This is a genomic window from Methylorubrum aminovorans (assembly GCF_022179725.1).
GTDB classification, from domain to species: domain Bacteria; phylum Pseudomonadota; class Alphaproteobacteria; order Rhizobiales; family Beijerinckiaceae; genus Methylobacterium; species Methylobacterium aminovorans.
Genome location: NZ_BPRC01000063.1, coordinates 1 through 8,549, shown reverse-complemented (window position 1 = coordinate 8,549; position 8,549 = coordinate 1). Strand labels below are relative to the sequence as shown.

Below are 8,549 nucleotides of genomic sequence, written 5' to 3'. Positions count from 1 at the left end.
CCGCTTGGCCGGCTGCGCTCACCCGGTCGGCTCCGCCGGCCAAGCGACCCGTGGAGCAAAGGCCGACCCTGCACTAACTTAGAACTTGGACCACCGCCTGGGGGCCGATCAAATGCTGATGCGCCTTCGGCATCGCGCGGGGTACACGCAGTGCTCCATCGCTGTCTTGAAGCTTCCTGTTGCGTCAGAGCGCCCCGGTGTTGAGTCGGCCTCCTGGCTTCTCATGCTGGCCGACGATCCGGCAGGCGTGATGTTCCGAGAGGCCATACTTCGCTCGAATGCCGTCGAGCGCCTGCCTGCATCGCCTGGGGGCTACAGGTTTCTCGAGGCGACGTGCGCCAGAACCCACGTTTCCAAAGACAGCTCGGCCACGAGCAGCCGCTGCCGGGCGTTCTCGCGTTCCAGATCCTTCATGCTCCTGGCCTGATCGATCTGGAGACCGGCGTGGTCGAAGCCCGGTCCGTTCTGAGATTTCGGATTTTCAATGGGCCATACGGCCCTTTGGTGGGTCTTCAGGGCGGCGCCTTGAAGCCAGCATAGCCGCTCTCTACTCCGCCGCGTGCGGGAGGCCCGTTCCCCCGATCCAGGCGGCGAGGTCGTCTCGGGCCCGGTCGGTGAGCGCCCGCTTCTTCAGCGCCGCCTTCTCGGGGCCACGCAGGCGCTTGCCGGTCTCGTTGCGCGGCATCCGCTCGAGCGGCGGGAACAGACCGAAATTCACGTTCATCGGCTGGAACGAGCGCGGCGCGCTGGATCCCGCATCCTCGCTTACCTCGACATGGCCGCCGGTGATGTGGCCGATGAGCGCCCCGAGCGCCGTCGTCGGAGGCAGGGGGGCAAGCGTGGTCCCCTCGGCCTCGGCCAGCGCGTAGCGGCCGGCCATCAGCCCGACCGCGGCGCTCTCGACATAGCCCTCGCAGCCGGTGATCTGGCCGGCGAAGCGCAGTTGCGGCCTTGCCTTCAGACGCAGGGTCGCGTCGAGCAGGCGCGGGCTGTCAAGATAGGTGTTGCGGTGCAGGCCCCCGAGGCGGGCGAACTCGGCGTTCTCGAGGCCCGGAATCGTGCGGAAGATCCGGACCTGCTCGGCGTGGCGCAGCTTGGTCTGAAAGCCCACCATGTTGAACAGGGTGCCGAGCGCGTTGTCCTGCCGCAACTGGACGATGGCGTAGGCCTTCACCGTCGGGTTGTGCGGGTTGGTGAGGCCGACCGGCTTCATCGGTCCGTGGCGCAGGGTCTCGGGGCCGCGCTCGGCCATCACCTCGATCGGCAGGCAGCCGTCGAAATAGGGGGTGGTGGCCTCCCATTCCTTGAACGCCGTCTTCTCGCCGGCGATGAGGGCGGCGACGAAGGCCTCGTACTGCTCCCGGTCCATCGGGCAGTTGAGGTAATCCGCCCCCGTGCCGCCGGGGCCGGCCTTGTCGTAGCGGGACTGGAACCACGCACGCCCCATGTCGATCGAGTCGCGGTGGACGATCGGGGCGATGGCGTCGAAGAAGGCGAGCGATTCCCGGCCCGTCAGCGCGCCGACGGCCTCGGCTAGAGCCGGGGAGGTGAGGGGGCCGGTGGCGAGGATGGTCGAGCCCCACTCTTCCGGCGGCAGGCCCGCGACCTCCTCGCGGACGATCGTGATGTTCGGATGCGCTTCGAGCGCCGCGGTGACGGCCCCCGAAAACCCTTCGCGGTCGACGGCGAGCGCCCCGCCCGCGGGGACTTGGTTCGCGTCGGCCGCGCGCATGATCAGCGAGTCGAGGCTGCGCATCTCCTGATGCAGCAGGCCGACGGCGTTGCCGTTGGCGTCGTCCGAGCGGAAGGAGTTGGAGCAGACGAGTTCCGCCAGCCCCTCGGTCTGGTGGGCATCGGTGCCGCGATGGGGCCGCATCTCGTGCAGCACGACCGCGCGGCCGCCCTGGGCGATCTGCCACGCGGCCTCCGAACCGGCGAGGCCGCCGCCGACGATATGGATCGGGTTGCTCATCACGATGGGATAGAACCACGCCGGTCCGCGATCAATGCGGGCGAGCGCCCGACCTCTTGCCGGGCAGGCCGCCCGGAGGTCGGGGAGGAATGGATGTCCCCATCGTGGGATGCCGCCCCCGCCCTGAGGGCCGCCGCCGGTCAGTGCAGCTTCGGCCCCATCAGGAAGCGATCGCGGTCGACGGACGTGAGTGCGAGCCGCGTCAGGCGCCCGTCCCGGTTGACCGTGAGCGGCACCCGCACGCCCGCTTCGCCGAGCGCCCAGACCTGCCGGAAGAATGAGGAATGGATGTCCCCATCGTGGAATGCCGCCCCCGCCCTGAGGGCCGCCGCCGGTCAGTGCAGCTTCGGGCCCATCAGGAAGCGATCGCGGTCGACGGACGTGAGCGCGAGCCGCGTCAGGCGCCCGTCCCGGTTGACCGTGAGCGGCACCCGCACGCCCGCTTCGCCGAGCGCCCAGACCTGCCGGAAGAATCCGGCGAGATCGGCCACCGGCTCGCCCGCCACCTCCGTCAGCACGTCGCCCGCACGCAGGTCCGCGGCTTCCGCCGGCCCCTTGTCGGCGGCGCCCATCACCACGACGCCGTCTTCGGTCTCCGTCGCGTAGAGGCCGAGCCAGGGGCGGGGCGGGCGATCGGCGCGGCCGCGGGTCTCGAGATCGGCGAGGATCGGCGGCAGGAGGTCGATCGGCACGACCATGTTGATCGCCCGGCCCGCGCCCGACCCGCCCTGTTGCAGTTGCAGCGAGCCGATGCCGATCAGCGCCCCGTCGGGCCCGATCAGGGCGGTGCCGCCCCAGTGCGGGTGGGCGGGGGCGGTGAACAGCGCCTCGTCGAGGACGTATTCCCAGTATCCGGCGAATTCCTGCCGGGCGACAAGTTCGACCGCGACACTGTGCGAGCGCCCGCCCGCCCCGGCGATCACCGCCCGCTCGCCGACCTGCAGCGCGTCCGCGCTTCCGAGCCTGAGGGCAGGCAGGTCGAGGCGGCCCAGCGCCTGGACGAGACCGAAACCGGTCTCCCCGTCATAGCCGACGACGTAGGCCGGAACGGAACGCCCATCATGGGTCGTCAGCCAGACGCTCTCGGCCTCCAGCACGAGGTAGCCGATGGTGAGCACCAGCCCGTCCTCGCGGATCATCACGCCGTTGCCCGCCCGCTCGGTGCCGAGCGTCTCCGCCGTGAAGGCTTCCGCCGGCACCCGGCTGGAGAGGGAGACCACCGAGGTCAGCGCCCGCTCCAGATCGTAGGCGTAGTCGCCGGCCTTCGGCTGCAGGGCGGCCGGAATCCTGAATTCGCCGTGCGCGGACATGGTCTTCGATTTCCCTGTGCCTCGCCCTGCCGCCGCCCGTGGAAGGCCTTTCCGCGAAGCGGCTCCACGCTGACGGGCGGCGCTTCCGGCACAGATAGGCGGCACACATCACTCCGACACCCGTCCGGCACCGCGTCGAATGGCGCCCCGCCGGGGTCCGGTCGCCGGGACGCGCCCCGTTCAGCCAGGGCCGGCTCCGCCACGCTCCGGCGGCCCTCGCCGGCGCCGCGCGGAGGGGGCGGGCGCTCGTCACGCCACAAACGGATGAAGCCGCCCGGCCTTGCGGCCGGGCGGCTTCATCGTGAGGGGATCGGGGACGCTTGCGTCCCCGCTCCGTGTGATCAGTACTTGCGAACCAGCGGAGCCGGCATCGGGGCCGGAGCCGCCGCCGGGGTGTAGAGCGGGGCGACGATACGGAACCAGCCGTCCGTGCTCTCGGGCACGCCGGCCGAGGTCACGACGTCGCGGGCGACGTAGGCCTGAACCGAGAACGGTCCGAAGTCGTAGCCGATGAGGCCGCCGAGGGCGAACCGGCCACCGCGACCGATGCGGCTGGTCGGGTCGTTCACGAAGGCGAGCAGGTTCGGGTCGAGGTTCACCGTGCCGTAGCCGATGGCGCCGATCTCGAACTTGCCGAACTTCTTGGTCGCGGTCAGGTCGAGGTTGAACGCGTCCGAGATCTGCACCGGGCCGAAGAAGCCGGGGATGCCGTTGCGGCCGTCGAAGCGGCTGGGCGAGTCGTAGAAGTTGTAGGTCAGGTTGGCGGTCAGGTTCCAGCCGTCGCCGGTGTAGCTGATCGCGCCGCCGACACGGTACGTGTTGGAGGCCAGGATGTTCAGGCCGCCGCCGCGACCGGCGTTGAGCTCGTTGAGGTAGGAACCGCCGAGCAAGCTGACGCCGACATTGCCGCCGAGGTCGAACGCCCAGATCGCGCCGACGAAGGTGCCGACGTTGATCGAGGTGTCACGGCCGCCAGCAGCGCGGCTGAAGGTGAACACGGTCGGGGGGGCCACGACGAATTCGAGGCGGCCGCCGAACGGCACGAAGGGGGTCGCCCACACCAGGATCGGCACGTTGACCGCGGTGTCGACCGAGATCGCGTCCGGCCCATCGGGGCTGCGGTAGGTGAAGGTGTTGATCGCGTAGATGCCCTCGGGGAGCGGCGCGCCAACGGCCAGACCGACCTGCTCACCGGGAACCGTGGTCGTCTGCGCCTGGGCGACGGTCGTCGTCATTCCGGCCGTCAGCGCGATCGCGCCTGCGGCGAGCCAGTTCTTCATCATTTTTCTCGTTCCTTCCCAAGGATTTCAGGCGTCCGCCCCGTAGCGCCCGCATACCTTTCGCCTCCCTCTCTCCCCAGAGTGGGATGGCTGGTGTGATGCCGGGGCCCCCTACGGCTGCACTTCAAGTCTCGACGTTGGGAACTATTCTACAGACCGGCCGCGAAAGACAGGGGATTGCCTTCAATCTCGGCAGTTCGGATCTCACCGTTGCGCAAAAGCCGCATTTTCGCTGCGGAGCAACCAAACCCTTAATGACCTCTTAACGCTTCCATCTTCGGCAGAAGCCGTGCGGCGGGGTGAATTCAGGTGAAATAGTACATTTTCATCAAGCAATTGGCTGTCGCACCGGGCCGGGAGGCTTCGGCAGGGCGGGGCGGGCGATTGCGCAAGTGCGAATGCCGGATTCCCGCTCGACCGGGCCGTCGCATCCGGTCACGGCAGTCCGAATCGTCGCCTCGGCCCTACGCCGCAGCCGGTTCAGAACCGGCTGCCGTCAGGTTGCCCTGCCCCTCGCGAAGAAGCGGAACCCGCCCCCTACTCGGCGGCTTGCCGGCCTGAAGCCGCGCCGCGGCGGCGCGGGGCAGCTGGACTGGCCTTGTCGGCCCCCTTGATCGCCGGCTTCGGCGGCTTCCCGGCGGGACGCCGCGCCAGCACCTCGCGCAGGAAGCGCCCGGTATGGCTCGCCGTGCTCGCGGCGATCTCCTCCGGCGTGCCCTGGGCCACCACCCGGCCGCCGCCGTCGCCGCCCTCGGGGCCCATGTCGATCACCCAGTCGGCGGTCTTGATGACTTCGAGGTTGTGCTCGATCACCACCACGGTGTTGCCCTGCTCGACCAGTTCGTGGAGCACCTCCATCAGCTTGGCCACATCGTGGAAGTGCAGGCCGGTGGTCGGCTCGTCGAGGATGTAGAGCGTGCGCCCCGTCGCCCGCTTCGACAGCTCCTTGGACAGCTTCACCCGCTGGGCCTCACCGCCCGAGAGCGTGGTCGCCTGCTGTCCGACGCGGACATAGTGCAGGCCGACGCGGGCCAGCGTCTCCATCTTCTCGCGAATCGACGGCACGGCCTTGAACAGGTCGGCGGCCTCCTCCACCGTCATGTCGAGCACGTCGGCGATGGACTTGTTGCGGTAGCGCACCTCCAGCGTCTCGCGGTCGTAGCGCTTGCCCTTGCACACGTCGCAGGTGACGTAGACGTCGGGCAGGAAGTGCATCTCGATCTTGATGACGCCGTCGCCCGAGCAGGCCTCGCAGCGCCCACCCTTCACGTTGAACGAGAAGCGTCCGGCCTGATAGCCGCGCGCCTTGGCCTCGGGCAGGCCGGCGAACCAGTCGCGGATCGGAGTGAAGGCGCCCGTATAGGTCGCCGGGTTCGAGCGCGGGGTGCGGCCGATCGGCGACTGGTCGATGTCGATGACCTTGTCGAGATGCTCCAGCCCGTCGATCCGCTCGAACGGGGCGGGGTGTTCCAGGGCGCCGTTGAGGCGCTTGGCCGCCGCCTTGTAGAGCGTGTCGATCACCAGCGTGGACTTGCCGCCGCCGGAGACGCCGGTGATGCAGGTGAAGGTGCCGAGCGGGATCTTTGCGGTGACATCCTTCAGATTGTTGCCGCGCGCCCCGGCGACCGTGAGCATCCCGCGGCCGGGCTTGCGGCGCTCCTTCGGCGTGTGCACCGAGAGTTCGCCGGTGAGGTATTTGGCCGTCAGCGAGGCCGGGTCCTTCAGGAGTTCCTCCGGCGTGCCCTGGGCGACGATCTCGCCGCCGTGGATGCCGGCGCCGGGGCCCACATCGACCACGTAGTCGGCCTGGAGGATCGCGTCCTCGTCGTGCTCGACCACGATCACCGAGTTGCCGAGATCGCGCAGGCGCTTGAGCGTGCCGAGCAGGCGCTCGTTGTCGCGCTGGTGCAGGCCGATCGAGGGTTCGTCGAGGACGTAGAGCACGCCGGTGAGCCCCGAGCCGATCTGCGAGGCGAGCCGGATGCGCTGGCTCTCGCCGCCCGACAGCGAGCCCGAGCCGCGGGCGAGCGTCAGGTATTCGAGGCCGACATCGACAAGGAAGGTCAGCCGATCGCGGATCTCCTTCAGGATGCGAACCGCGATCTCGTTCTGCTTGTCCGTCAGCTTGCCCGAGATCTCCGAGAACCAGCGATGCGCCTCGCGCACGGACAAAGCCGTGACCTGGCCGATGTCCTGCCGGTCGATCTTGACCGCGAGCGCCTCCGGCTTGAGCCGCTTGCCGTCGCAGGCGGCACAAGGGGTGGCGCTCATGAACCGCCCGATCTCCTCGCGCGAGGCGTCGCTCTCGGTCTCCTTGTAGCGCCGCTCCAGATTCGGGATCACGCCCTCGAACGGCTTGTTGACCGAGTAGGAGCGCAGGCCGTCATTGTAGTCGAAGCGCACCGACTCCTTGCCCGTGCCGAACAGGATCACCGCGCGAGCCTGCTCCGGCAGTGCCGACCACGCGACCGTCGTCTTGAAGCCGAAATGACGGCTAAGCGCGTCGAGGGTCTGGTCGTAATAGGGCGAGGTCGATTTCGCCCAGGGAGCGACCGCGCCGCGCTTCAGGGTGAGCGCGGGATCGGAGATGACCAGTTCGGGGTCGATCCGCATCTCGTGGCCGATGCCGCCGCAGGTCGGGCAGGCGCCGAACGGATTGTTGAACGAGAACAGCCGCGGCTCGATCTCGGGGATGGTGAAGCCGGAGACGGGACAGGCGAAGCGCGACGAGAACGTGATTTTTTTCGGCTGCTCGCCCTCGGCCACATCGGCGAACTCGATGTCGGCGATGCCGTCGGCCAACTCCAGCGCGGTCTCGAAGGAATCGGCCAGCCGCGCGGCGATGTCGTCGCGCACGACGATGCGGTCCACCACCACGTCGATGTCGTGCTTGAGCTTCTTGTCGAGCTTCGGCACGTCGTCGATCGCGTAATACTCGCCGTCGATGCGAAGGCGCTGGAAGCCTTTCTTCTGGAACTCGGCGATCTCCTTGCGGTACTCGCCCTTGCGGCCGCGCACCACCGGCGCGAGCAGGTAGAGCCGGGTCTTCTCCGGCAGTTCCAGCACCCGGTCGACCATCTGAGAGACGGTCTGGCTCTCGATCGGCTCGCCGGTGGCCGGCGAGTAGGGGATGCCGACCCGCGCCCAGAGCAGGCGCATGTAGTCGTAGATTTCGGTCACCGTGCCGACGGTGGAACGCGGGTTCTTCGAGGTCGTCTTCTGCTCGATCGAGATGGCCGGCGAGAGCCCGTCGATCTGATCGACGTCGGGCTTCGACATCATCTCCAGGAACTGACGTGCATAGGCCGAGAGCGATTCGACGTAGCGGCGCTGCCCTTCCGCGTAGATCGTGTCGAAGGCCAGCGACGATTTCCCTGAGCCCGACAGGCCGGTGAACACCACGAACTTGTCGCGGGGGATCGTCAGATCGACGTTCTTGAGATTGTGCTCACGGGCGCCCCGCACCGAGATGACGCGGGTGTCGCGCGCGCGCTCTTCGCCGGCCGCGTCGAACAGGGCGGCCAGCTGCGCATCGGTCCTCGCCTCGGCCGTGTCCTGGCTTCTCACCTTATTCGTGGGGGCCTTGTTCTTGGCATCCTTGATCTTGGCATCCTTGGCCGTGGTCTCGGCTTTGCGGGCTTTGGCTGTGGCCATGGGCGAAGAATTCTCTGCGGCGGATCCGGGCCGCCCGGATGCGGCGCCCCCTCGATCGTTCGGACGGCAACGGGCGTGCCGCGCGGGAAAACAGTATCCGGGGACGGAGATGGGTTCCCAGCGGCCCGAAACCACTAGAACGGAACGGGTACGACGGCAACGCCGACCTGCTCTGCGCGGCGGGGAAGGCGGATCGGACGCGGTCCGCGATGGCAGAGACCGGCTAGAGCCGTGCCCTAGCGGGTTGAATCACTTGGGGTAGGCGATCTGGCTGGCGTGTGATTCACTGGGTGGGCTTGTGATGGAGGATGCCATGCCTTCAGCCCTGTCGGT

Annotated in this window: 4 protein-coding genes and 1 pseudogene; all 5 read right to left on the bottom strand. The window is 68.5% G+C overall.

Going from position 1 to position 8,549, the window contains the following annotated elements; genetic code table 11:
• Positions 1–223 precede the first annotated feature (223 nt).
• Positions 224–450, bottom strand: a pseudogene (locus MFF24_RS28205) (IS3 family transposase); the annotation flags it as partial.
• A 97-nt stretch (positions 451–547) separates the two neighbouring features.
• Complete coding sequence (gene trmFO, locus MFF24_RS28200) at positions 548–1,972, bottom strand: methylenetetrahydrofolate--tRNA-(uracil(54)-C(5))-methyltransferase (FADH(2)-oxidizing) TrmFO (RefSeq protein ID WP_238229165.1); 1,425 nt, start codon at positions 1,970–1,972, stop codon at positions 548–550.
• Between the two features lie 335 nt (positions 1,973–2,307).
• Positions 2,308–3,282, bottom strand: a complete 975-nt coding sequence (locus MFF24_RS28195; RefSeq protein ID WP_238229164.1) for a S1C family serine protease — start codon at positions 3,280–3,282, stop codon at positions 2,308–2,310.
• A 341-nt stretch (positions 3,283–3,623) separates the two neighbouring features.
• Positions 3,624–4,565 (bottom strand): transporter family protein, encoded by a 942-nt coding sequence (locus tag MFF24_RS28190; protein ID WP_108941639.1) that lies wholly within the window; start codon positions 4,563–4,565, stop codon positions 3,624–3,626.
• A gap of 534 nt (positions 4,566–5,099) precedes the next feature.
• Positions 5,100–8,216, bottom strand: a complete 3,117-nt coding sequence (gene uvrA / locus MFF24_RS28185) for an excinuclease ABC subunit UvrA (RefSeq protein ID WP_238229163.1) — start codon at positions 8,214–8,216, stop codon at positions 5,100–5,102.
• Positions 8,217–8,549 lie beyond the last annotated feature (333 nt).

Bases quoted from the DNA above. Each gene is read 5' to 3' on its own strand.
- trmFO (WP_238229165.1), bottom strand. From the start codon at position 1,972: ATGAGCAACCCGATCCATATCGTCGGCGGCGGCCTCGCCGGTTCGGAG.
- MFF24_RS28195 (WP_238229164.1), bottom strand. From the start codon at position 3,282: ATGTCCGCGCACGGCGAATTCAGGATTCCGGCCGCCCTGCAGCCGAAG.
- MFF24_RS28190 (WP_108941639.1), bottom strand. From the start codon at position 4,565: ATGATGAAGAACTGGCTCGCCGCAGGCGCGATCGCGCTGACGGCCGGA.
- uvrA (WP_238229163.1), bottom strand. From the start codon at position 8,216: ATGGCCACAGCCAAAGCCCGCAAAGCCGAGACCACGGCCAAGGATGCC.